This window comes from Streptomyces sp. NPDC002776, from assembly GCF_053592195.1.
In genome coordinates, this window is sequence record NZ_JBSFVG010000009.1 from 1 (window position 1) to 22,775 (window position 22,775).

22 protein-coding genes and 1 pseudogene are annotated in these 22,775 nt (G+C 72.3%); 10 read left to right on the plus strand and 13 right to left on the minus strand.

Annotation, left to right across the window (positions count from 1 at the left end; translation table 11 throughout):
* Window positions 1–174, plus strand: a pseudogene (locus ACWD11_RS19205) (ABC transporter permease); the annotation flags it as partial.
* Between the two features lie 30 nt (window positions 175–204).
* Here the strand turns inward: ACWD11_RS19205 and ACWD11_RS19210 are convergent.
* Window positions 205–1,545, minus strand: coding sequence for an aldehyde dehydrogenase family protein (locus ACWD11_RS19210; RefSeq protein ID WP_451284270.1), 1,341 nt, complete (start codon window positions 1,543–1,545; stop codon window positions 205–207).
* 154 nt (window positions 1,546–1,699) lie between these two features.
* Between ACWD11_RS19210 and ACWD11_RS19215 the strand changes: the two genes are divergently transcribed.
* Window positions 1,700–2,140 carry an SPW repeat protein gene (locus ACWD11_RS19215; protein WP_451284272.1) on the plus strand — a complete coding sequence of 147 codons (441 nt, stop codon included), beginning with the start codon at window positions 1,700–1,702 and terminating at the stop codon, window positions 2,138–2,140.
* A gap of 155 nt (window positions 2,141–2,295) precedes the next feature.
* Here ACWD11_RS19215 and ACWD11_RS19220 read toward each other — a convergent pair whose 3' ends face one another.
* Both ACWD11_RS19220 and ACWD11_RS19225 read right to left on the minus strand, forming a co-directional pair.
* A complete protein-coding gene (locus ACWD11_RS19220) occupies window positions 2,296–3,012 on the minus strand; it encodes a phosphotransferase (RefSeq protein WP_451284274.1) in 717 nt (238 codons plus the stop codon).
* A gap of 70 nt (window positions 3,013–3,082) precedes the next feature.
* Window positions 3,083–4,033 (minus strand): SDR family oxidoreductase, encoded by a 951-nt coding sequence (locus ACWD11_RS19225; RefSeq protein ID WP_451284276.1) that lies wholly within the window; start codon window positions 4,031–4,033, stop codon window positions 3,083–3,085.
* Between the two features lie 135 nt (window positions 4,034–4,168).
* Between ACWD11_RS19225 and ACWD11_RS19230 the strand changes: the two genes are divergently transcribed.
* Both ACWD11_RS19230 and ACWD11_RS19235 read left to right on the plus strand, forming a co-directional pair.
* The gene (locus tag ACWD11_RS19230) at window positions 4,169–4,654 is read left to right on the plus strand and encodes a nucleoside deaminase (RefSeq protein WP_451284278.1); all 486 of its coding nucleotides are present in this window, start codon (window positions 4,169–4,171) and stop codon (window positions 4,652–4,654) included.
* A 130-nt stretch (window positions 4,655–4,784) separates the two neighbouring features.
* Window positions 4,785–5,513 carry a class I SAM-dependent methyltransferase gene (locus ACWD11_RS19235; protein WP_389417959.1) on the plus strand — a complete coding sequence of 243 codons (729 nt, stop codon included), beginning with the start codon at window positions 4,785–4,787 and terminating at the stop codon, window positions 5,511–5,513.
* Between the two features lie 54 nt (window positions 5,514–5,567).
* Here the strand turns inward: ACWD11_RS19235 and ACWD11_RS19240 are convergent, their stop codons facing one another.
* Window positions 5,568–6,260: a chaplin gene (locus tag ACWD11_RS19240; RefSeq protein WP_451284280.1), complete on the minus strand. Its 693-nt coding sequence runs from the start codon at window positions 6,258–6,260 to the stop codon at window positions 5,568–5,570.
* Between the two features lie 317 nt (window positions 6,261–6,577).
* Here ACWD11_RS19240 and ACWD11_RS19245 point away from each other — a divergent pair, with 317 nt between their 5' ends.
* Window positions 6,578–8,158, plus strand: a complete 1,581-nt coding sequence (locus ACWD11_RS19245; RefSeq protein WP_451284282.1) for an alpha/beta fold hydrolase — start codon at window positions 6,578–6,580, stop codon at window positions 8,156–8,158.
* A gap of 10 nt (window positions 8,159–8,168) precedes the next feature.
* Here ACWD11_RS19245 and ACWD11_RS19250 read toward each other — a convergent pair whose 3' ends face one another.
* A complete protein-coding gene (locus tag ACWD11_RS19250; RefSeq protein ID WP_451284284.1) occupies window positions 8,169–8,594 on the minus strand; it encodes a MarR family winged helix-turn-helix transcriptional regulator in 426 nt (141 codons plus the stop codon).
* Between the two features lie 65 nt (window positions 8,595–8,659).
* On the opposite strand from ACWD11_RS19250, the gene ACWD11_RS19255 reads away from it, so the two are divergent.
* Both ACWD11_RS19255 and ACWD11_RS19260 read left to right on the plus strand, forming a co-directional pair.
* Window positions 8,660–9,073, plus strand: coding sequence for a PaaI family thioesterase (locus ACWD11_RS19255; RefSeq protein WP_451284286.1), 414 nt, complete (start codon window positions 8,660–8,662; stop codon window positions 9,071–9,073).
* Between the two features lie 84 nt (window positions 9,074–9,157).
* The gene (locus ACWD11_RS19260) at window positions 9,158–10,255 is read left to right on the plus strand and encodes a baeRF3 domain-containing protein (RefSeq protein ID WP_451284288.1); all 1,098 of its coding nucleotides are present in this window, start codon (window positions 9,158–9,160) and stop codon (window positions 10,253–10,255) included.
* Window positions 10,256–10,261: 6 nt separating this feature from the next.
* Here the strand turns inward: ACWD11_RS19260 and ACWD11_RS19265 are convergent, their stop codons facing one another.
* Window positions 10,262–10,675, minus strand: a complete 414-nt coding sequence (locus tag ACWD11_RS19265) for an SsgA family sporulation/cell division regulator (RefSeq protein WP_389417953.1) — start codon at window positions 10,673–10,675, stop codon at window positions 10,262–10,264.
* A gap of 457 nt (window positions 10,676–11,132) precedes the next feature.
* On the opposite strand from ACWD11_RS19265, the gene ACWD11_RS19270 reads away from it, so the two are divergent.
* On the plus strand, window positions 11,133–12,560 hold the full coding sequence (locus tag ACWD11_RS19270; protein ID WP_451284290.1) for a PP2C family protein-serine/threonine phosphatase: 1,428 nt from the start codon (window positions 11,133–11,135) through the stop codon (window positions 12,558–12,560).
* Window positions 12,561–12,616: 56 nt separating this feature from the next.
* On the opposite strand, the gene ACWD11_RS19275 is transcribed toward ACWD11_RS19270, so the two are convergent.
* Window positions 12,617–14,107 (minus strand): DNA-binding protein NsdB, encoded by a 1,491-nt coding sequence (locus ACWD11_RS19275; protein WP_451284292.1) that lies wholly within the window; start codon window positions 14,105–14,107, stop codon window positions 12,617–12,619.
* A 253-nt stretch (window positions 14,108–14,360) separates the two neighbouring features.
* Here ACWD11_RS19275 and ACWD11_RS19280 point away from each other — a divergent pair, with 253 nt between their 5' ends.
* The gene (locus tag ACWD11_RS19280) at window positions 14,361–15,503 is read left to right on the plus strand and encodes an aminoglycoside phosphotransferase family protein (RefSeq protein WP_451284294.1); all 1,143 of its coding nucleotides are present in this window, start codon (window positions 14,361–14,363) and stop codon (window positions 15,501–15,503) included.
* 172 nt (window positions 15,504–15,675) lie between these two features.
* Entirely contained in the window at window positions 15,676–17,613 is a 1,938-nt protein-coding gene (locus tag ACWD11_RS19285; RefSeq protein ID WP_451284296.1) for an N-acetylmuramoyl-L-alanine amidase, read from the plus strand.
* An 11-nt stretch (window positions 17,614–17,624) separates the two neighbouring features.
* On the opposite strand, the gene ACWD11_RS19290 is transcribed toward ACWD11_RS19285, so the two are convergent.
* The 6 genes from ACWD11_RS19290 to ACWD11_RS19315 all read right to left on the minus strand — a co-directional run bounded on the left by ACWD11_RS19290 (window position 17,625) and on the right by ACWD11_RS19315 (window position 22,766).
* Window positions 17,625–18,122 (minus strand): hypothetical protein, encoded by a 498-nt coding sequence (locus ACWD11_RS19290; RefSeq protein ID WP_250072606.1) that lies wholly within the window; start codon window positions 18,120–18,122, stop codon window positions 17,625–17,627.
* 105 nt (window positions 18,123–18,227) lie between these two features.
* Window positions 18,228–19,133, minus strand: a complete 906-nt coding sequence (locus ACWD11_RS19295) for a universal stress protein (RefSeq protein WP_451284298.1) — start codon at window positions 19,131–19,133, stop codon at window positions 18,228–18,230.
* A gap of 150 nt (window positions 19,134–19,283) precedes the next feature.
* Window positions 19,284–19,526, minus strand: coding sequence for a DUF397 domain-containing protein (locus ACWD11_RS19300; protein ID WP_250072611.1), 243 nt, complete (start codon window positions 19,524–19,526; stop codon window positions 19,284–19,286).
* Window positions 19,527–19,621: 95 nt separating this feature from the next.
* A complete protein-coding gene (locus tag ACWD11_RS19305) occupies window positions 19,622–20,788 on the minus strand; it encodes a thiolase domain-containing protein (RefSeq protein WP_451284300.1) in 1,167 nt (388 codons plus the stop codon).
* A complete protein-coding gene (locus ACWD11_RS19310; RefSeq protein ID WP_389417946.1) occupies window positions 20,785–21,828 on the minus strand; it encodes a thiolase domain-containing protein in 1,044 nt (347 codons plus the stop codon). The genes ACWD11_RS19305 and ACWD11_RS19310 overlap by 4 nt, the downstream gene beginning before the upstream one ends.
* Window positions 21,825–22,766 (minus strand): Zn-ribbon domain-containing OB-fold protein, encoded by a 942-nt coding sequence (locus tag ACWD11_RS19315; RefSeq protein WP_451284302.1) that lies wholly within the window; start codon window positions 22,764–22,766, stop codon window positions 21,825–21,827. The genes ACWD11_RS19310 and ACWD11_RS19315 overlap by 4 nt, the downstream gene beginning before the upstream one ends.
* Between the last annotated feature and the right edge of the window lie 9 nt (window positions 22,767–22,775).

Genomic DNA, 22,775 nt, shown 5'->3' on the forward strand with positions numbered 1-22,775 from the left:
CTGGGCGTCGGGCTCGGCCAGTTGCTGGAGAACGGCCGCAACAACGCCAGCATGTCCCAGGTGTTCCTGGCCATCTTCCTGATCCTGCTCGTCGGTATCGCCATCGACCTGCTGATCTTCAGCCCGCTGGAGCGCTGGGTGCTGCGCAGCCGCGGTCTGCTGGTGAGGAGCTGATCCGCACCTGAGGTCCGCAAGGTCCGCACCTCAGGTCAGCGGCTTCTCCAGTACGGCCTTGCGGTGACTGAACGTCTCGATGGAGTAGCGGCCGTGGTAGTTGCCCGTGCCGCTCTCCCCCACCCCGCCGAACGGCAGGTCGGAGACGGTGAGATGGGCGAGCGGGAGACCGAGGCCGAGGCCGCCGGACGACGTCTCGGCGGCGATGCGCCGGCGCGTTTCGTCCGACTCGGTGAAGACGTACAGGGCGAGCGGCTTGTCGCGGTCGTTGATGAAGCCGATGGCCTCGTCCAGGCCGGGAACCGTGACGATCGGCAGGATGGGGCCGAAGATCTCCTCGCTCATCACCGGCGAGGCGGGGTCCACGTCGGCCAGCACGGTCGGCGCGAGGTACTTCGACGCGCGGTCACCGGAGCCGCCCACGACCACCCGCCCCGAGTCGAGCAGCCCGCTCAGCCGGTCGAAGTGCCGTTCGTTGACGATACGGCCGTACTCGGGGGAGGCCGCCGGGTCGGTGCCGTACAACGACTCCACCGCGCGGACGAGTTCGGGTTCCAGCGCGGCGGCGGTGGCCGGGTCGGTGAGGACGTAGTCGGGCGCCACGCAGGTCTGCCCCGCGTTGAGGAACTTGCCCGCGGCCAGCCGGTCGGCGACGACCTTCAGGTCCGCGTCCCGGTCGACGAACGCCGGTGACTTGCCGCCGAGTTCGAGGGTGACCGGGGTCAGGTGCTGGGCCGCGGCGCGCATCACGATGCGGCCGACCGTGCCGTTGCCCGTGTAGAAGATGTGGTCGAAGCGCTCGGCCAGCAGGGCCGTGGTCTCGGGAACCCCGCCCTCGACGACCGCCACCGCCTCCGGATCCAGATACTCCCGCAGCAGCCGGGCCAGCACCGCCGAGGTCGCCGGGGCCAGCTCGCTGGGCTTGGCCACGACCGCGTTGCCCGCGGCGAGGGCGCCGAGGAGCGGGGTCAGCAGGAGTTGCGCCGGGTAGTTCCAGGGGGCGATGACGAGGACGACGCCGAGCGGGTCGTACTGCGTCCAGGCGCGCGCGTCGGCTCCGAGGTGGTCCGGGACGGGGGCGGGCTCGGGGCGCAGCCAGCCGTCGAGGTGATCAAGGGTGTGGTCGATCTCTCGGACGGTGAAGCCGATCTCGGTGCGCTGGGCCTCGGTGGCGCTCTTACCCAGGTCGGCACGGAGGGCCGCGGCCAGCTCCGGGGCGTTCTCGGTGAGCATCGCGCGCAGTCGGCGCAGTTGCGTGACGCGCCACTCGACGGGCTTGGTGCGGCCGGTGCGGAAGGCGGCGCGCAGTCGCGCCACGGTGTCGGCGGGGTGGTTCACGGTGCCTCGCTGAGGATCGACGTATTGATGCATAGGCCAACCATCTCGGTCCGCAGATCATTCCCGTGTTCGACCTTCCCCCCTCCCACCTCTACATATAAGGGAAGAATAAGCGCAGACTGCAGAAAAGCGGCACTGTCCGTACACCGCACCGGACGCGGTCAGGCCTAGTCGAAGGAGACGAGTGATGGCCAATGTCTCGCCCACCAGAGGTGACATGACCAGCCACCCGGATGCACCCGAGATGCGGGATCGGTACGCCCGCATGCTCGGCGGTCGTGATGTGGCGCTCGTGGACGGACCGGTGTTCCTGCTCGGTCTGTACTGCGCCGTATCCCCCTGGGTCGTCCACTACACGACCAGCCAGCCGGACCTCGTCCCGCACAATCTGGTCATGGGCATCGCGATCGGCCTCCTGGCCCTCGGGTTCACCCGCGCCCCGGAGCGCATGTACGGCCTGAGCTGGGCCATGTGCGCGCTGGGCGTCTGGATGATCGTCTCGCCGTGGATCGTCGGGGACGGCCCTGACGCGGGCGTGGTGTGGAACAACATCATCATCGGCGCCCTGGCATTGACCCTCGGCCTGGTGTGCGCCGGTACGGCGGCGAAGAGCGTCCCCCGGCCGTAGAGGCACGAAGGCCGTAGAGCCACGAAGTGAGGAACGAGAGTCAGAAGGAGGACGCGCCGGCCGGTCCGTGACGACACGGGCCGGCCGGCGCCCTGTGTCCGCGGTCAGTCACCCCGCCGGGTCGCTGACCCCCCCCCCCGTCCGCCCCGGAGCGCTCAACCGAGTTCCCGGCGATGGTCCGCCACCCAGTCATGAGCCGCCCGCACCTGCTCCACCACACCCTGGTCCCGCAGGGCGACCATAGCCTCCTCCCCCCGCTCGGCACCGGCCTCAATGCCCCGTCGGCACCGGTCCTGCCACCACAGCACGGTGTCGATCAGGCCGTCGAGGTCACCCTCGCCGTACGTCTCCCGCACAAGCCCGATCCGCCGGGCCGCCTCGGGCACGTCGGTCACGGCCGGGCCGAGGTCGAGGTACTGCCAGCAGACATGGGCGACGTCGTGCACCCGCTCCCCCGGCGCGGCGAGGTCCCAGTCGATGAAGGCCCTGGGCCTGCCGTCGCCGTCGTAGACGGTGTTCTTCGGGGCGAGGTCGTTGTGGCAGACCACGTCCCGGTCGCCGGCCAGGGGCGTGCCGTGAGTGAGGTCGTGGAACTCCCGGACCAGCCGGACGGTCCGCACCAGGGCGGCGTCCGTGCGGGCCGCGGCCCGCTCCTCGGGGCCCACCGCCGCGCGTCCCTCGATGAAGTCGAAGACCTCCCGCCCCCGCTCGTCGGTGCCGAGGAAGCGCGGGGCGCCCGGCCACCGGTGGCGTTCGAAGAGGGCCAGCAGGCCGCGCACGTACGCCGATCCCGCTGACGGCTCGCGCCGGACCGTCGCTCCCACCCGTACGACCCTGTTGACGGCCCCGCCGTCCAGCGCATGTTCCTTCATACGCCCGAGTATCGCCAGCGCCCGGAAGGGAACGGCATCGCGGCCGCCCTGCCCGGTTCGACCCCGCCGATCAGAGCCGGCCGAGCCATTCGGCGTACCAGGCCACCGTGGCGTCGATGGTCTCGGCCAGGGGGGTCGGGGCCGTGCCGAAGGCCCGCTCGAAGGCCGAGGAGTCCATGATCTGCGGCTCGGTGTGCTGGTAGAACATCTCCGCGTACTCGGCCATGAACTCCTCGTCGAAGGGGCCGAAGGGGCGGGCCTCGGGCACGGGCACGATGTTCAGCGGCCTGCCCGCCCGCTTCTCGATCATGGTGAGGATCTCGCGGGTGCTGACGGCGGGCGCCGTGGGCAGGTGCCAGACACGGCCGTCGCCCTCGGGCCGCTCGCCGAGGGTCGCGAGCCCGGCGGCCACGTCCTCGATGTTCGTGTAGCTGTGCGGCAGGTCGATGTCACCGAGACCGGGCACCTCACCGCCGGTCAGCGCGGCCGGGAACACGGCACCGCCGAGGGTGGAGTTGAGTACGCCGGGGCCGACGAAGTCGGCTGACCGGCCGAGGACGACGCGGGCGCGGCCCTGCCGGTGGGCGGCGAGGTACTTCTCGTCGAGTTCGGCCCGCATCCGCCCCTTGCGGGTGGTGGCCTGCCACGGCGAGTCCTCGGTCATCACCGCTCCGCCGGTCTCGCCGTACGGATACAGCGTGTCCAGCACCACCAGGCGGGCACCGGCGGTCTCGACGGCGGCCAGGACGGCCTCCTGGATCCGGGGCATCACCTCGACCTGGAGGTGATAGCCGACGTTGACGCAGTGGTAGGCCACGGCGGCTCCGGTCACGGCGGACCGCGCGCCCTCGGCCGTGGACACATCGGCGGCGAACCGCTCGACCCCGTCGAGGGCGGGCCCCTCCCCCTTGCGGTCGACGAGCCGCACCGGGTGACCGCGGCGGACCAGTTCCCGGGCGAGCGCGGTTCCGGCGGGCCCGGAGCCTAGGACGACGTGCAGAGAGCGTGCGGTGGCGGTCATGGCTGACCCCTTCGAGAGGTGAGTTAGTTGCTGTCGCTTTCGTTAGAGACTATAACTCTCACGACAGGGTCTGGCAACGGACGGCCGGGCGTAGGGTGCGCAGGAAGATCACCTGCGCGAGAAGGGTCGTACGCCATGGCCGTGAAGGAAGCCGAACTGCCGTACCTGCGCCGCTGCGTGGAGCTGGCGGCCGAGGCGCTTGACGCCGGGGACGAGCCGTTCGGTTCGGTGCTCGTCGGGGCGGACGGCTCGGTGCTCGCCGAGGACCACAACCGGGTGGCCTCCGGCGACCGCACCCGGCACCCCGAGTTCGAACTGGCCCGCTGGTCGGCTGCGCACCTCACCCCCGAGGAGCGGGCGGCGGCGACCGTCTACACCTCCGGTGAGCACTGCCCCATGTGCGCGGCCGCCCACGCCTGGGTAGGCCTCGGCCGCATCGTCTACGTCGCCTCCAGCGAGCAGCTCGGCTCCTGGCTGAACGAGCTGGGCGTGCCCGCCCCGCCGGTGCGCACGCTGCCGGTCCATGAGGTCGCGCCCGACGTGACCGTCGAGGGCCCGGTGGCGGAGCTGGTGGACGAGGTGCGCGCCCTGCACGTCCGCTTCCACCGCCGACAGGGCTGAGCAGGGGCGCGTTCCCGCCGAGATGCAGGGCCGGATCGACGCTGCCTACGATCGGGAAAGGCCTCGGCCGGATGGACGGCCGGGCCCCTCCCGCGCCGCGCGGCGCGGCGGCACAGGGACCGGTGCGGCCATGACGACACACAACGACGACGTGGACTGGAACCGCTGGCCGGTCGCGGACTACCTCGCCGAGAACTACCGGGAGGTGCACCCCTCGGATGCGGCGGTCATCGCCCACCACTCGGCGTTCTACCGGCGGCTGCCCCCCGGATCGGTGCCCCGCTCGGTGGAGTTCGGGGCGGGACCGAACCTGTATCCGCTGATGCTCGCCGCCGCCGTGAGCCGCCGGATCGAGGCCGTGGAGGCCGGGGCCGGGAACATCGCCTATCTGGAACGGCAGATCCTGTGCGGCCCGGAGGCGAGCTGGCTGCCCTTCCACGCCCTGTGCCGCCGGCTCAACCCGGCGGTGCCGCCCACCCCGGCGCAGGCACTGGCCCAGGTGTACGTGGTGCACGCGGACGTCCGTGACCTGCCGCCGGACACCTACGGTCTGGCGTCCATGCACTTCGTCGCCGAGGGCGCCACCGAGGACTTCGCGGAGTTCACCGCCTTCTGCCGGACCTTCGTGCGCTGTGTCGCACCGGGCGGGTATCTGGTGGCGGCGTTCATGGAGAACATGCCGACGTACCGGATCGGACCCGCCTCGCGCTGGCCCGGCTGCCCGATCGACCCGGACCGGGTCACCGAGGTGTTCGCGCCCCTGACCCGGGAGCTCACCGTCACCCGCATCGACTCGGACCCGACGCTGCCGGACTACGGCGGCTCCGGAATGGTGCTGCTGACGGGCGTCGCGCGCTGAGCACGGCGAAGGCCCCACCGGTCGCGCGCCCGGTGGGGCCTGGCGCGCTCGGCGTCAGCGCGTCGTCCGGACGCGGGAGCGCCGGTAGAGGACGGCGCCGCCGAGGACGAGGGCGGCGCTGCCCGCCATCGCGGGGACGGTGTGGTCCGCCCCGGTGTGGGCGAGCGAGGCCCCGGGACGGTCGGCGACCTCCGCCGCGGGCTTCGGGCCCGGCTGCGCGCGGGGCGGCGCGGGCGGCCCGGGTGCCGGTTCCGCGGGGCGGTCGGGTCGTACGGGGCGACCGCCGGAGGAGTTCTCCGACTCGTTGCCGACGGCCGCGTTGCCGAGGCCGACGACGTTCACGCTGTTGCCGCTGACGTTCACTGGGAGCTGGACCGGCAGTTGCACGCCGTTGCCGGAGACCACACCCGGCGAATCCTTTCCGCCGCCCCGCGCGGACGCTCCGCCTCCAGCGGACGCTCCGTCCCGCGCCGACGCTCCGCCCGGTGCGCCGCGCTCGTCGCCCGCGCTCGTGTTGGCGCAGGTGTTGCCCGCGGCCGGGTTGAGCAGCCCCACCACGTTCACGGTGTTCCCGCAGACGTTGACCGGGGCGTGCACCGGGAGCTGGATGGTGTTGCCGGAGATCACTCCGGGCGAGCCGACCGCGGCGCCGTCGGCCCCGGAGTCGGCCTGCGCGGGCATCGTCACAGCCATCGCACCGGACACGGCGGCGACGGCGATCACACCGTTTCGGGTAACCCGTTTCATAGGTTCCCTGCCTTCCAGAGATGGACGCGGGCGCTCACCCGCACCGGATTAAACGCAGGCGAACCATCGGAGTTATGGCTAATCGGCCTTTCACCCCATCGAGTGGCAGGGTTATCGAACTAGCGGCAAAGCTGCTGTATGTGGATTCACTGCTGCGTATGCGCATGCAACGGGCGTCGAGGAGCACGGACAGCAGCCTGCCCGGGCGTTCCCGCTCGCCCGCAGGCGGAGCCCCGGAGGCGGAGCCCCGGAGGGCCGCTTATCGTGATCGAGGGCGCCGGATCCCGGTCCGCCGACGGGCGCCCGTGGAGGCATCGATGCTGGGCAAGCTGTCGAAACGGCCCGCCCTGCGGCACTTCGCCGTCATCTCGGCCGTAGGGCTGACCGTGCTCGGCCTGGGACTGCCCGCGGCCGACGGTGACGAGCCGGATCTGACGCGGTTCTACCGTCAGAAGGTGGCGTGGGGGAAGTGCCAGGGCATGGAGGCGCCCAAGGACCTCCAGTGCGGCAAGGTCACGGTCCCCCTCGACTACGCGGACCCGAAGGCCGGGACGCTCGACCTGGCACTGGCCCGCTACCGGGCCACGGGCGAGGCGCGCGGCTCGGTGCTGCTGAACTTCGGCGGTCCCGGTGGTGCGGGCGTCGACCAGCTCGCCTACGGCGGCAAGGACTTCATGGGCCTGACCGACGACTACGACGTGGTGACCTTCGACCCGCGCGGCGTCGGCCGGTCCTCGCCGGTCAGCTGCGGCGACGGCGCCGAGGCGACCGCCGACTCGACGGACGACAGCACCGAACTCGACGCCGATCCGCAGGCGGTCCTGGAGGAGATACGCGCCACGGCCGCCTCGTGCGCCAAGCACTCCGGGCCCGTACTACCCCACATAGGCACCGTGAACGCCTCCCGGGACCTCGACGTGATGCGCCAGGCAGTCGGCGACAAGAAGCTCAACTACCTCGGCTTCTCCTACGGCACCCGGCTCGGCGCGGTCTACGCGAAACAGTTCCCCGACAAGGTGGGCCGCATGGTGCTCGACGGCGTGGACACCCTCACCGAGCCGCTCACCGAACAGGGCGTGGCGGGCGCCCAGGGGCAGCACAAGGCGCTGGAGGAGTTCGTCGACTGGTGCGCCGGGGACATCGGCTGCCCCTTCGGACAGGACGTCCGCACCGCGCGCGAGGAGGTCGAGCGGCTCGTGGAGTCGCTGGACGAGGATCCCGTGCCGACGGACTTCGGGGACGAGTTCACCGGCCAGGACCTGGTGGGCGCCATCGGGCAGGCCCTGTACAGCGAGGACCTGTGGCCGTCGCTGCAGCGCGCCCTGACCTCCCTGGTCGAGGACGGCGACACGCGGGGCGTACTGGGCTTCGCCTCCGGCGGTATGACCGTGCCCGGCCGCAACGGCGACGACGACGGCCACAGCGGTCTCGTGGACACGGAGGACGTCCCCCTGGACAACCTCCCCGCGGCGCTGATGGCGATCAACTGCGCGGACGATCCCGACCGGCCCAGCGCCGAGGACATCACCCGCGACCTCGACCGGCTGCGCGCCGCGTACGAGCGGGCCTCCCCCGTGTTCGGCCGCTACCGGCTCACCGAGGTCCTGATGTGCTACGGCCGCCCCAAGGGCACCGACTTCATCCGCGAGGAGGTCAAGGACCTGGACGGCCCGAAGATGCTCCTGATCGGCACCCGGGGCGACCCGGCGACGCCGTACCGCTGGACCACGCAGACGGCACGTCGCCTCGGTCCCTCGGCCGTGGTGCTCGACAACCGCGACGGCGGCCACACCGGGTACGCCTCGTCCAAGTGCGTGCACGAGAAGGTGGACGCGTTCCTGCTGTACGGCTCCCTGCCGGCGAACGGCAGTTCCTGCGGGCCGGCGCGGGAGGAGTGAGGCGGCCCGCTCAGTCCTCCTGGTACGCGATCCGGTGCAGGGCGGCCGCGGTCCGGCCGAAGCCGTCGTCGCCGAGCAGTTCCCGCAGCTCGGCGTTGAAGCGGTCGATCTCGGGGCGGGCCGCGCCCAGGGCGGCGGTCCCGGCGTCGGTCAACTCCAGCACCACGGCCCGGTGTTCGCTGGGGTGCGCCCGCTTGCCGAGGAGCCCGGCCGTGGTCAGCCGGGCCACCAGGCCCGTGACGGCCGACTCCCGCAGGCCGAGCGAGCGCGCCAGCTGCTGCTGGGTGATGCCCGGCCGGTCCTCGACGGCGAACAGCGCGCCGAGCTGGGCGGTGGTGATCCCGGCGGCCGCCACACAGCGCCGGTCGGCGGTGGTGCGCAGCCGGTGCGCCGCTCGCTGCAGAAGGAAGTAGAGGCGCTGATCGGGCTCGGACATGGTCCGATCTTGACAGAGGCGACATCCCCGCGCCACCCTCACTTCACTACTGAAGTGAGGTTCTCATGACCGAGTCCCTGGACCTGGCATCGGCCAGGAAAGTACTGGCCGCCCAGCCTTTCAGCACCCTGCTCGGGGCCCGCCTGACGGCGTTCGGCAAGGGCGCGGCCACCCTGGAACTGGACATCCGCGACGAGCTCCTGCAGCAGTTCGGGTACGTCCACGGCGGAGTGCTCGGCTATGCCGCGGACAACGCGACGGCCTTCGCCGCCGGAACCGTGGCCGGGCCCCGGCTGACCACCTCCGGGCTCACGCTCGACTTCCTGCGCCCGGCCAAGGGCGAACTCCTGCGGGCGCACGCGGAGGTGGTCCGCGCGGGCCGTACCCGGGTCGTGTGCCGCTGCGATCTGATCACCGTCGACAGCCAGGGCACGGAAACGCTGTGCGCGGTGTCCCAGGGCGCCGTCGCGGTGACCTGAGCGAGGTTAGCGGTGAAATGCCCGGAACACCCGTCCAGTTTGCCCCCCCATGCCCTCTTCGCGAATCAGTCCTATCGTGCTGTCATGGAGCATGCACTGAGTCCCGCCACACTCGCCGAGCTGCGCCGCCCGCGCCCCTACCCCGCGGTGTCCGTGCTGACCCCGACGCACCGCAGGGAACCCGACAACGCCCAGGACGCGGTCCGGCTGCGCAATGTCGTGGCCGACGCCAAGAAGCGGCTGGAAGCGGATCCCGCGGTCAGCCGGGAACGGCGGATCGACGTCGTCCGGCAGCTGGAGGAGGCGCTCACCGAGGTCGACCTGACGCACGCCGAGGACGGCCTGGCGATCTTCGCCGCGCCGGGTGAGCACCAGGTGTGGTCGCTGGCGCGCCCGGTGCCCGAGCGCGTGGTCCTCTCCGACACCTTCCTGACCCGCAACCTCGTCTCGGCGCAGGCCGCCGAGCGGCCGTTCTGGGTGCTCTCGGTCTCCGCCGACCGGGTCGCGCTGTGGAGCGGCGGAACCGACCGGGTGGTGGAGGAACACGTCGGCGGCTTCCCGCTCACCCGGAGCACGGACAACTTCGACGCCGAGCGCCAGGAGCGGATCGGCGATCTGCCGAGCACCTTCCGCGACGAGGGCACCCGGCACTTCCTGCGGGAGACCGACACCGCGATCGGCAGGCTGCTGCGCGACGATCCGCGCCCGCTGTACGTCACGGGCGAGACCGCCGCGCTGTCCCTGCTCGACGAGGTCGGCAGCGTCACCAAGGACGCCGTCCACGTCCGGCACGGCGGCCTCTCGCACGCGACCCCGGACGCGGTGTGGCAGGCAGTACGGCCCATGGTCGCGGCCGACGGCCGTAAAACCGACGACGAGGTGGCCCGGGAACTGGAGACGGCCCGAGGCCGCAAGGCGTACGCGGCCGGTCTCGACGAGGTCTGGCAGAGCGCCCGCGAAGGCCGGGTCCGGCTGCTGGCGGTCGAGGAGAACTACCGCGCGACCGTCCGCGACGACGCCGGCGACCACCTGGTCCCGGCCGACAGCGGCGACCTCGACGCCCGCGAGGACATCGTGGACGAGATCGTCGAACAGTGCCTGGAGACCGGCGCCGACGTCCGCTTCGTACCGGACGGCACCCTGGACGACGCCCCCGGCATCGCGGGCATCCTGCGCTACTGAGCCGGGTCAGACGCTCCCGAAGAGCGCGCTGAGCCCCTCGTCCACGGCCGACCCGACGTCCTCCTGGCCGACGGCGACGACCGCGCAGCTGCGCGCCAGGAAGCGGCGCAGCGCCGAGGTGTCGAACTGCAACAGGGCCAGCCCGTACGGCGAGTGGAACTCCAGCACCGTACGGGCCGGACCGCACGGCCAGATGTGCACGTCCCCGGCTCCGGCCGGCCCGTGCAGCCCCTCCGCCAGCAGCGAGCGGGCGAAGGTCCAGGTGACGCCCTCGCCGTCGAGGGACACCTCGGACGGGAAGTCGATGTGCACGGCCAGCGGGTCGGCCGAGCTGTACCGGAGCGTGGCGGGAGCGGGCAGCGTCTCCTCGTCGGCGGTGATGAGACGAGCGCGGACAGGCTGCTCCAAGGTGACGTCCATAACGATCTCCCCCGTGGTGATCGATGAGGTCGGACCGGCGAAAGCCGGGATGTCTTTAAGACCTCGCAGACGCCGTTCGCATTACCCCTGAGCCGGATCCCCTCGAGTGACCTGCGTCACGCTCAGGCGGAGCATTTTCGCCTTACCCGTACGAAGCCACCCGAAGCCCCCGCGAGAGATGCGGGACCCCTCGAACAGACTGCCGTCGAACACGAGGGTGGGCGCCTCATCGTCGGCCCGACGCCCCGTCAAACCACGTACTGTGTCTACGACTTGACCCGTCCGAGCAGTACACCATCGGCATGGCGTGACCGGCCCGTGAAGACACTGGCATATGCCAGAAGCACCACCGGATCGGGTGTTGCCGAATCCCTTACAGCGCGTCTCGGGCTGTGCAACAGTCGTAACGGTCCCCTCCGTCAATCTGGTCGTACCGTCCCCTCCACCGGAGTGCGTCATGCCGTCCCATCTCTCTGCGGACCGCCCAGCCGCCCAGCCGCCCGGACGCGGCTCGGTCGACGCGCTGATAACGCAGGCGCGACGCCTCAAGGGCGACGTGGACGCGGTACGCCGGGACACGCCCGGTGACGGTTCGGACCCGGAGGAACGCTGGCAGCGCGCGCTGTACGACCTGGCCCTCACTCAACTCGACGACCTCGACGCCCACTTGGCCCAGCTCCGGGAGGGGCCGCCGCCGGTGCCCACCGCATCGGCGACGCCCGCGGCCCCCGAGTCCGCGCCTCCCGCCCCGCCCGGCGCATCGCTGCTCAGCCGCGTCGGCAGCGCCGAGTGGAACCTTTTGACGGACGAGGCCAGTTGGTCCGGCGAGCTGTACCAGATCCTGGGCCGGGACGCCTCCGCTCCCCCGCTCACCCTGGACGAACTGCCCTCCCTGGTCCTCGACGAGGACCGGCCGCGGTTGACCTCGATGGTCACCGACTGCCTCGTCGACGCCAAGCCGATCGACGGGGAGTTCCGCGTCGTCCGCCCGGGCGGCGAGGTTCGGACCGTCCACATGATGGGCGAACCCGTGCTCGATGCCGACGGCAGCACCGCCTCGATGTGGGCCGTGCTGCGGGACGTCAGCGAACTGCGCCGCAGCCAGCGCGAGGTGAGCGAGACCCGTGACTCGCTCCAGCGCCAGCGGCACCGCGCGCAGACCGAGCACCGGCTGGCGGTCGAGTTGCAGGAGGCTGTGCTGCCGCCGTGGCGCGGCTCCCTGCGACTCCCGCACCAGGGCCCGGAAACCCTGGACCTCGCCGCCCGCCACCTGCCCTCCACCAACGGCTCGCCGATCGGCGGCGACTGGTACGACGCCCTCGAACTGCCCAGCGGCGAGACGCTGCTGAGCGTCGGCGGCCTCACCGGCCAAGGCGTGGCCGCGGCCTCGGGCATGGCGACCCTGCTGGGTGCCGTGCGCGGCATGGCGATGGCCGGCACCGCGCCGGGCCAGCTGATGTCCTGGCTCAACCAGTTACTCGACGCCACCGTCCAGCCCGCCCTCGGCAGCGCCGTCTGCTGCCGCTACCGGCCCGCCACCCGCACCCTGGTCTGGGCACAGGCGGGACACCCCGCCCCGCTGCTGTTCCGCGGCGGGACGGGGCGCAGACTGGCCGCACCGGAGGGCGTCCTGCTGGGCGCCACCCCCGGCGCCTCCTACGACCAGGCCGAAGTGACCCTGGCCGACGGCGACCTGCTGCTCCTGCACACCGATGGACTGGTGCCCGGGCAGGACGGAGCCGACGCGTCGGACCGTCTCCTCGACCTGGCTCCGCGCTTCGACGCGGCGCACTCCGCGCAGGACTGCGTGCGGATGGTGATGGAGGAGTTCGGCGCGACCCAGCGCGCGGACGACGCCTGTGTGCTGGTCGCCAAGGTCATGTGAGCCGGAACATGTGAGAAGGGATCGAGCGCACGGGACCCTGTACCCGTGCCGTCCTCTTATGCCCGTGCGCTGCTACCGCCCTTCGCCGGCTTGGGCAGGGCCACTCTGATCTCCTCCCGCAGCTCGTGGATCTTCGGATAGCTGGAGTACTCGGCGGTCAGCCGGTACATCTGACGCAGCCGGTCCCAGGTGCGGTGGGAGGAGTTGGATCCCATCGACACCAGCGCGAGGCGCGCGTAACGGTCGGCCTGTTCGGGGTCGTCGGCGATGAAGCAGGCGGAGGCCATGGACAGGAAGTCGAAGATCTTCGACCGCTGCCGCCCGTCGACCCGCAGGGACAGCGCCTTGTCCGCGTAGTGCTGGGCGTGCACGGCCGCTTGCGGCTCGAACTCCGCCAGCGTGCGGTAGGCCAGGGCCTGCATGCCGTACAGGTCCGCCTCCTTGAAGGTCTGCATCCAGCTCGGGGGCGGCACATCGCCCTTGTCCGAGACGAACAGGTCCTCCGCCTGTCCGAGGGTGCGGCGCATCGCCTGGCCCTTGCCCATCGATGCCTGGGCCCAGGCCTCGATGGTGTAGAGCATCGCCCGGGTCCGCGGCAGCACCTCGGCGCCGGAGCCGGACTGGGCGAGCTTCATCAGGTCCAGTGCGTCGTCGGGCCGGCCCAGGTGCACCATCTGGCGAGCCGCTCGCGAGAGCGCCTCCCCGGCGCGGGGCCGGTCGCCGCCCTCACGGGCCGCGTGGGCGGCGATGACGAAGTACTTCTGCGCCGTGGGCTCCAGACCGACGTCGTGCGACATCCAGCCCGCGAGGACGGCGAGATTGGCGGCGACGCCCCACAGGCGCCGCTGGAGGTGGTCCGGATGCCGGTAGGCGAGCATGCCGCCCACTTCGTTGAGCTGTCCCACGACCGCCTTGCGTTGCAGCCCGCCACCGCGGGCGGCGTCCCAGGCACGGAACACCTCTACGGAACGCTCCAGTTCCTCGATCTCCTGCGACCCGATGGGGGCGGCCTCGTAGCGGTCGAACCCAGCGGGGTCGGCGTGCAGGGGATCGTCGAATCGGGGAGCGTCGGCCTTGAGAGTCGGATCGGAGAGCAGCCAGTCGTGCATGGCGCTGCTGAGTACGGATCCCGCGGCGAGCGCGGCACCCGCGCCCACCAAGCCGCGTCGGTTGAGCATGAGGTCCATTCCCGTGAATTCGGTGAGGACCGCAGCTGTCCGTTCGGGCGCCCACGGCACGCCGTCGGGATGTTCCACACTCCCGCCGCCCTGCCGTTTCCCCGCACGCCCGTGCCGGACCAGACCGAGGTCCTCGATGGTCACGACACGGCCGAGTCGCTCGGTGAACAGAGCCGCCAGCACCCGCGGCACCGGATCGCGCGGGATCTCTCCCATGTCGATCCAACGCCGCACCCGCGAGGTGTCGGTCGACAGCTGGGGGTGGCCCATGGCCGCCGCCTGCCGGTTGACCAGCCTCGCGAGCTCACCCTTGGACCAGCCGGCCAGGCCGAACAGGTCCGCTAGGCGGGAGTTGGGTTGTCCGTTCACGTCAAGCCCCCAGGTTCTCGGCTGAGTTGACAGTAGCCCGGGGAGAGTTGCCGGGCGACTATTCGCCAGGGTTCGCCAGGGTGCGCCAGATGGTGTGCCACTGGGCATCGGGTGTCAGGTAGGAACGCGCCACCCCGACCCGGTCGCCGCTCTGCAAAGGGCGCACTCCCCAGGGTGCACTCCTGCGGCCGGGCCGGGTAGCGCGCTTGCGCAGAACAGGCAGTGAAGGCACACGAAGGGATCTGTTTCGCCCATGTACACAGCATCGTCCTCCGTGTCCGCCCCGCCCCGGACGCTGTACCCCCGCCCGGCGGGCAGCGGCCCCTACCTCGACCCCGCCCGCTCGGCGGCGGCCCCCGTCATCGGTACGGGCCGTACCCGCCGCGCCACGGGGCTCGGCACCCAACCGCTCAGCGGGAGACTCGACTTGTCCGGCCCTCAGGGCGCCCAGCTGCGTACGGCCATCGCGTCGGTGCACCGGATCTGCCCGGAGTTCGCTCCGGTCCAGGTCCTGCGCCGGAGCGGGCGGTCCGTGCTCCTCGTGGGGACGACAGGACGCAGCACGGCCGTCGCCAAATGTTTACTGGACCACTCGCCGGTCTGGGCCGAGCGGATCAGGCACGAAATAGCTGCCTACCGCTCGTTCGTCCGGCACCGCCCCCCGGTGCGGGCGCCCCGGCTGATCGCGGCGGACCCGGACAACTGCACGCTGGTCATCGAGCGGATGCCGGGGCGCGTGGCGGCCCTGCAGCGGCACCCCGCCGAGGCCCCGCCCCGCACGGATGTCAGGGCGGCCCTGGGCGCGATCTGCCGCCTGAACGCCTGGCGTCCGCCGGCGGGCACCTTCGACGCCCCGCTGGACTACGCCGCACGCATCTCCCGCTACCACGAGCTGGGGCTGCTCACCGACCGGGACATGGGAGACCTGCAGAAGCTGCTGCACGGCATCGCGCACTCGGCGGGCCGGCAGGGCATGGGCCAGTTCTGCCACGGCGAGGCACTGCTGTCGAACATCCTGCTCTCCCCGGCCGGTCCCGTTCTGGTGGACTGGGAGCACGCGGGCTGGTACCTCCCGGGATACGACCTGGCCACCCTCTGGTCGGTCCTCGGGGACGCACCGGTCGCGCGCCGGCAGATCAGCCAGATCGCCCAGTCGGCGGGTCCGGCCTCACGGGACGCGTTCCTGGTGAATCTGATGCTGGTACTGACCCGCGAGATCCGTACCTACGAGACGGCCGTGCAGCGGTCGATGCACGACCCGGCCCCGGCGGCACCGGGCACGGCCCACCCGGGTGCCGCGCCGTCCGGCGAGGAACAGCGTCTGCTGCTCAGGCGGCTGCACGACGACTGCCAGATGGCCCGACGGGCCGTACGGGCCGCGGTCGGCACTCGCTGAGGGGGACGGCGGTCCGCGGTGCGCCCTGAGCGGCGGCGCACCGCGGACCTTCGTATGCCCGCCTCTTCCCCTGCCCCTGGGCATGATTGACGGATCGTCGGCAGGCCGGTACCACGGACGCATTGCCCGGCCCCGCACGGCTCATCGCGCCACACCGTCCCAGGAGGCTGCATTGCGACGATCCGTCACCGCCCTGAAGAGAGCCGCCGCTCCGGTGGCCTGCGCCGCCCTGGTCCTCCCGCTGCTCGGCGCGGCCCCCGCCCCGGCCCCGTCGCCCGCGCTGCTCCTGCAGTCGGCGTTCACCTCCGCAGCCGCCCAGTACGACGTGCCGCGGAGCGTGCTCCTCGGCGTCTCCTATCTCCAGTCCCGTTGGGACACGCATGCCGGAGCGCCGAGTGTGACCGGCGGCTACGGCCCGATGCATCTGACCGACGCCCGGACCGCGCTCGCCGGCGCGGCCCATCACAGCGAGGGCGCGGAGGACGCCCGCGGTGACGAGGCCCGTGCCCCCCTCGTCCCCGAGGAGCGGATCCCCGAGGACGGTGAGATCCCGGCGCGGCTGCGGACGCTGCCGCGAGCGGCGGAGCTGACCGGCCTGAGCCCGGAGCGGCTGCGCACCGACCCCGCCGCCAATGTGGCGGGCGGTGCCGCGCTGCTCGCCGCCGCTCAGCGGAGCCTGGGCGAACCGGCGAGCGCGGACCCGGCGGACTGGTACGGCGCGGTGGCCCTGTTCTCCGGCGCCGACGACCGCGCCACGGCGGCGGCGTACGCGAACGACGTCTACGACGTGATCCGCACCGGCGGCGCCCGCCGCACGGACGCCGGTCAGCAGGTCTCCGTGGCGGCCCGGCCGGACCTGGCGCCCGACACCGCGACCCTGGAGGACGCCGCGCTGCGCGCCCCGGCCGCCGGTGACACGGAGTGCCCGGCGTCGGTGTCCTGCGAGTGGATCCCGGCACCGTACGAGGAGTTCGGGGACGGCGACTACGGCAACCACGACCTGGGGAACCGGCCGGAGTCCCAGAGCATCGACTACATCGTCGTGCACGACACCGAAGGCGCCTGGGAGGGTGTCCTCCGGCTCGTCCAGGACCCGACCTACGTCTCCTGGAACTACTCCCTGCGCTCCACCGACGGCCATATCGCCCAGCATCTGAAGGCGAAGGACGTCGGCTGGCACGCGGGCAACTGGTACGTCAACGCCAAGTCGATCGGCCTGGAGCACGAGGGTTTCCTGGCGAACCCGGACGCCTGGTACACGGAGGCGATGTACCGCTCCTCGGCCCGGCTGGTGAAGTACCTCGCCAAGAAGTACGACATCCCGCTGGACCGGCAGCACATCCTCGGCCATGACACGGTGCCGGGACCGACCGCCGCGACGATCAGGACCATGCACACCGACCCGGGCCCGTACTGGGACTGGCAGCACTACTTCGAGCTGCTCGGCCGGCCGTTCGCACCGACCGCCGGGAAGAAGGGCGGCATGGTGACGATCCGCCCGGACTACGCCGAGCACCGGCCCGCGTACACGGGCTGCACGACGGCGGGCGAGCCCTGCGCGCCCCATGGTTCGAGCGCGGTCCGGCTGTACTCCGGGCCGGGGACGTCGTACCCCTTGATCAAGGACATCGGCCTGGGGAGGACCCCGTCCACCGGGGTCAACGATCTGTCCTCGCGGGTCTCCACCGGGCAGCAGTACGCGGTCGCCGGGCGGGACGGGGACTGGACGGCGATCTGGTACCTGGGCCAGAAGGCCTGGTTCCACAATCCGGCGAAGCAGCCGACGGCCGTGCACGCGACGGGCCTGGTGGTGACACCGAAGGACGGTCTGGAGGAGGTCCCGGTGTACGGGCGGGCCTATCCGGAGGCGTCCGCCTATCCGGAGGGGGTGCCCGCCCAGCCGGTGTCGCCGCTGCCGTACCGGCTGCCGAAGGGCCAGAAGTACGTGGTCGGGGACAAGGTGCCCGGCCAGTACTACTACGCCGTCACCTTCGACGAGGCCGCGCACCGGGTGGTGACCGGCAAGGAGCTGTACTACGAGATCCAGTTCGGCCACCGGGTGGCCTTCGTCCGGGCCGCGGACGTCGAGGTCGGCTCCGCGGCCGGGTAGCGAGCCGCCCCTCAGCCCTGCTGGAACAGCTCCGCGGGGAGCGGCTTCAGCAGGGCGTAGAGGTCGTCGGTGATGGGGCGGTCCCAGGCGGCGATGGTGACGAGGACGTTGTCGCTGCGGTCGAACTGCACGCAGGAGATCCGGCTCTCGGAGAGCTTGAGGCGGCGCACGATCAGGAGGTTGTCGCCCTGCATCACCGGCACGTCCTCGGTGCCGACGACGGTGATCTCCTCGTCGTTCTCCAGCGCCAGCAGCAGCTGCGCGACCTCGAAGGGGATCTCTCCCTCGGCGATGTCACGGGCCGGGGAGCCCTCCGGCAGATTGCCGATGATCATCGCGGGGCCGCGGCCGCCGAACAGGTCGTAGCGCAGGAAGACGCCCTGGCAGCTGCCGTCGGGGGCGGGCAGCAGCCCGGCGCCCAGATTGCCGGGCCAGTCGCCCGGATCCATGGCCAGGACGTCGAAGTCGGGCCCGGCGGGCGTGGCGCTGCGGCGGCGGAGGAACGACATGCGCCCATGCTACTTGGCCGTGGGCGCTGCCGGGTTGCGGCCCTGTGCCGTCCGGCGGGTGCGGCACGATCGCGGTTCGCCGCGTTTCTGACCGGCACGCCACCGTCACTCCTCCGGCGGAGAAGGGGGAATGACCGCGACCGGGCTCGCCGCGTGCAGCAGGACGGCCTGGGTGACGGAACCGAGCAGCCGGGCCGGGGCCAGCAGGCGGCGCCGGTGGCGGCCGACGACGACCAGGTCCGCGTCCTTGGAGGCGGCGACGAGATGGCCGGCCGCGTCGCCCGGGGCCACGTACGGCTCGGCGGGGACGTCGGGGAACCGGGCGGTGTGCGGGGCGAGGAAGCCCTCCACCAGGGCGCGGGTCTCGTTCTCGACGGCCCGGTCGTCGACGGGCGGGGGCACGATCTGGGCGGGGGCGGCGGTCCAGATCTGGACCGGGGACGGGTAGGCGGCCACCACCTGGAGCAGGGCCCCGCGCCGGGCGGCCTCGGCGAAGGCGAAGCCGAGGACGGCCTCGTCGGAGCTGTCGACCTGGAGGCCGACCACGACTCTGGGTCCGGGTGCGGCCGGCACGCCCTCGTGGACCTCGCGCCCGGGCCGGGGCACCACCACGACGGGGCACTCGGCGTCCCGGGCGGCGGCCATGCCGTTGGAGCCGAGGATCAGACTGGCGAAGCCGCCCCGGCCGCGGGAGCCCAGCACCAGCAGCTGGGCGGTGGCGCCCAGTTCGGACAGTACGGCGCTGGGGGCGCCCTCCAGGGCGACGTACTCCGTGTCCGGCTGCTCCGGCACGGTGGCCAGGCGGGCGCGTACCTGGCCGAGGACCGGGTCCTCCTCCGCCGCGGGCGGTCCCGCGACGAGGACGTCGGCCTGCATCCAGGCCGCGTACTGCCGCACATGGACCACGCGCAGCGGCGCCTCGCGGCGGCGGGCGGTGTCGAGGGCCCAGTCCAGGGCCCGCAGGCTGTCGTCCGAGCCGTCGACCGCGGCGATGACCGGCAGGGTGCTCATGGGTTCCTCGCTTCCCGAGTACGACCGTCCCCCTCCCGGGTCAGCCTGGCTCAGGGCCCGGTCCCGGGAGGGTGGTGGAGGTCGCGTGTCCGGAAAAACGGGCGGAACACCCCCGGATCGGCCCGCCGGACCGGCTCCGGCGGGGGTGGCTCAGGTGAGGTCGAACTCTCCCTCCCGTGCGCCCGACACGAAGGCCCCCCACTCGGCGGGGGTGAAGATCAGCGAAGGGCTCTGTGGGCGGCCGCTGTTGCGCATCGCGATGAAACCCTCGACAAAGGCGATCTGGACGTCCCCCAGACCGCGACTGCTCGAGTGCCATTCGGCGCTGCTGAGGTCCAGCTCCGGCTTGTCCCAGCCCGTGAGCGGCTGCTGCTGGATGGTGCTCTCGGCCACGTCCGTGCTCCTCCCGGTTCGTCGTCCGCGGCCAGCCTAGCGATCGGTCGGGGGTGCCAACAGGCCACGTGAGGGGGACCCTTCACGCAGCCCGCTCAGGAGTCGGGGGGCCGGGCTCCCACGAGCCACATGGCGAAGAACTGCGAGCCGCCGCCGTAGGCGTGTCCCAGTGCCCGGCGGGCGCCCGCCACCTGGTGCTCCCCGGCCTGTCCGCGCACCTGGAGGGCGGCCTCGGCGAACCGGATCATGCCGGAGGCGCCGATGGGGTTGGACGACAGGACGCCGCCCGACATGTTGACGGGCAGGTCGCCGTCCAGCTCGGTCACCCCGGACTCGGTGAGCTTCCAGCCCTCGCCCTCGGCGGCGAAGCCGAGGTTCTCCAGCCACATCGGCTCGTACCAGGAGAACGGCACGTACATCTCGACGGCGTCGATGTCCCGGCGCGGATCGGCGATGCCGGCCTGCCGGTAGACGTCGGCGGCGCAGTCCTTGCCGGCCTGCGGGGACACGGCGTCCTTGCCCACGAACAGGGTGGGTTCGCTGCGCATCGCGCCGCCGTGCATCCAGGCGGGCGGCCGGGGTGCGCGGGCGGCTCCGGCGCGGTCGGTGAGGACCATGGCGCAGGCGCCGTCGGAGGAGGGGCAGGTCTCCGAGTAGCGGATGGGGTCCCAGAGCATGGGCGAGGCCTGGACCTTCTCCAGGGTGATGTCGTGCTCGTGGAGGTGGGCGTAGGGGTTCTTCAGGGCGTTGCGCCGGTCCTTGTAGGCGACGAGGGAGCCGACGGTGTCGGGGGCGCCGCTGCGGCGCATGTAGGCGCGCACGTGCGGGGCGAAGAAGCCGCCGGCGCCGGCGAGCAGGGGCTGCTGGAAGGGGATCGGCAGGGACAGGCCCCACATCGCGTTGGACTCGGACTGCTTCTCGAAGGCGCAGGTCAGGACCGTGCCGTGGACGCGGGAGGCGACGAGGTTCGCCGCGACGAGCGCGGTGGAGCCGCCGACCGAGCCGGCCGTGTGCACGCGCAGCATGGGTTTGCCCACGGCGCCGAGCGCGTCGGCGAGGTAGAGCTCGGGCATCATGACGCCCTCGAAGAAGTCGGGGGCCTTGCCGATGACCACGGCGTCGATGTCGGCCCAGGTCAGCTCGGCGTCGTCCAGGGCCCTTCGGGACGCCTCGCGCACCAGCCCGGCGATGGACACGTCCCGGCGGGCCGCCACGTGCTTGGTCTGGCCGATCCCGACGACGGCCACGGGTTCCTTGCTCATCGCGGATCCCCTTCCAGTACGGCGACCAGGTTCTGTTGCAGGCAGGGGCCGGAGGTGGCGTGGCCGAGGGCGCGGTCGGACTCGCCCCGGTGGATGCCGGCGGCGGCCTCTCCGATGCGGATCAGTCCGGCGGCCATGACCGGGTTGGCGGCGAGGGCACCGCCGGAGGGGTTGACGCGCACACTGTCGTCGAGCCGGAGGGCCTTGCGCAGGACGACCTCCTGGGCGGTGAAGGGCGCGTGCAGTTCGGCGGTGTCGACGGGCCGGGCGAAGGCGCCGGCCCGCTCGGCGGCGCGGCGGGTGGAGGGCGAGTCGGTGAGGTCGCGGACGCCGAGGGAGTGGGCCTCGATGCGGTGGTCGATCCCGCGGATCCAGGCGGGCCGGGCGCACAGGTCCCGGGCACGGTCCCCGGCGGCGAGGATCACGGCGGCGGCGCCGTCGCCGATGGGCGGGCAGTCTCCGGTGCGCAGCGGGCGTACGAGATAGTCGCCGTGCGGCACCGGGCCCCGGAGCTGTGCGTGCGGGTTGCCGGTGGCGCGGCTGCGGGCGGCGATGGCCGCGAGGCGCGGTTCGTCCGTCTCGCCCGCGTCGATGAGGGCCTGTGCCTGGAGGGCGGCCAGGGCGACGGAGTCCGGCCACAGGGGGGCCAGGTAGTACGGGTCGAGCTGGCGGGTGAGGACGTCGCGCAGCGGGCCCGGGGAGGACTTGCCGTAGGAGTAGACGAGGGCGGTGTCCGCGTCGCCGGTCAGGAGTTTGGTCCAGGCCTCGTACAGGGCCCAGGCGCCGTCCATCTCGACGTGCGACTCGGAGATCGGCGGCCAGGCGCCGACGCCGTCGAGGGCGAGGGTGAAGGAGAAGGCGCGGCCCGCCAGGTAGTCGCTGGAGCCCGAGCAGGTGAAGCCGATGTCGGCGGTCTTGAGGCCGGTCCGGTCCAGGACCCGGTGCAGGACGGGCATCAGCATCTCGACCTCGGAGAGGTCGTCGCTGGTGCGCCGGTGGTCGGTCTGGGCGAAGGCGACGACGGCGATCTCGCGGGTCACAGCAGCTCCCGGTAGGTGTCGTAGTCCGCGTCGGGTTCGCCGGTGGGCCGGTAGTGGTCGGGGTAGCGGGAGCCCTCGGTCCATACCGGTTCCACCCGCAGTCCCATGCGGACCTGGTCGTAGGGGATGCCGGCGATCCGGCCGTGCAGGGCGAGCCCGGCGCCGTCGAGGGCGATGTGGGCGTAGACGTAGGGGACGTCGATGTCGAGGTTCTTGGCCTTGATGTTGACGATGCAGAAGGTGGTGACGGTGCCGTGCGGGCCGACCTCGACCTGTTCCGTGGTGGCGACCCCGCAGGTGGGGCAGGCGCCCCGGGGCGGGACGTACACCTTGCGGCAGGACGGGCAGCGTTCGCCGACGTTGCGGCGGTCGGCGAGGGCGTTGATGTAGGCGGTCTGCGCGCGGCCGGGTGAGTAGGTGTAGTCGAGCCGGGCGGGGGCGACGATGCCGGTGACCATGTTCGCGAACTCGCCCGGGTGGCCGCCGGGTCGGGCGGTTTCTCCGTCGTACGGCTCGAAGCAGGCGATGTCGGTGATGGCGCCGGTGCGGTCCTCGGCCCAGCGGACGCGGACGCGCAGGCCGGTGCGGACGGCGTCGGGTCCGGGGGCGTCGAGGGCGTGCAGCAGGGCGGTGTCGGCGCCGTCGAGGCGGACCAGGACCCAGGCGAAGGGGGTGTCCAGGGGCTGGCCGCGGCGGGGTTGGTGGTTCCAGGCCCAGGTGGTGACGGTGCCGGTGGGGGCCACCTCGACGAGGTCGCGGATCTCCTCGGCGGTGACCGGGTCGTACTCGACGGGCGGGACGAGGGTGCGGCCGTCGGTGGTGCGCACGCCCAGGACGACGCGTTCGCGCAGGCCGGTGAGGAAGGCGCTCTGCACGGGGCCGAGGGAGCGGGTGAAGGGGAACTCGACGACGAGGGGGGCTTTGAGGACTTCGGGCACGGGGGCTCC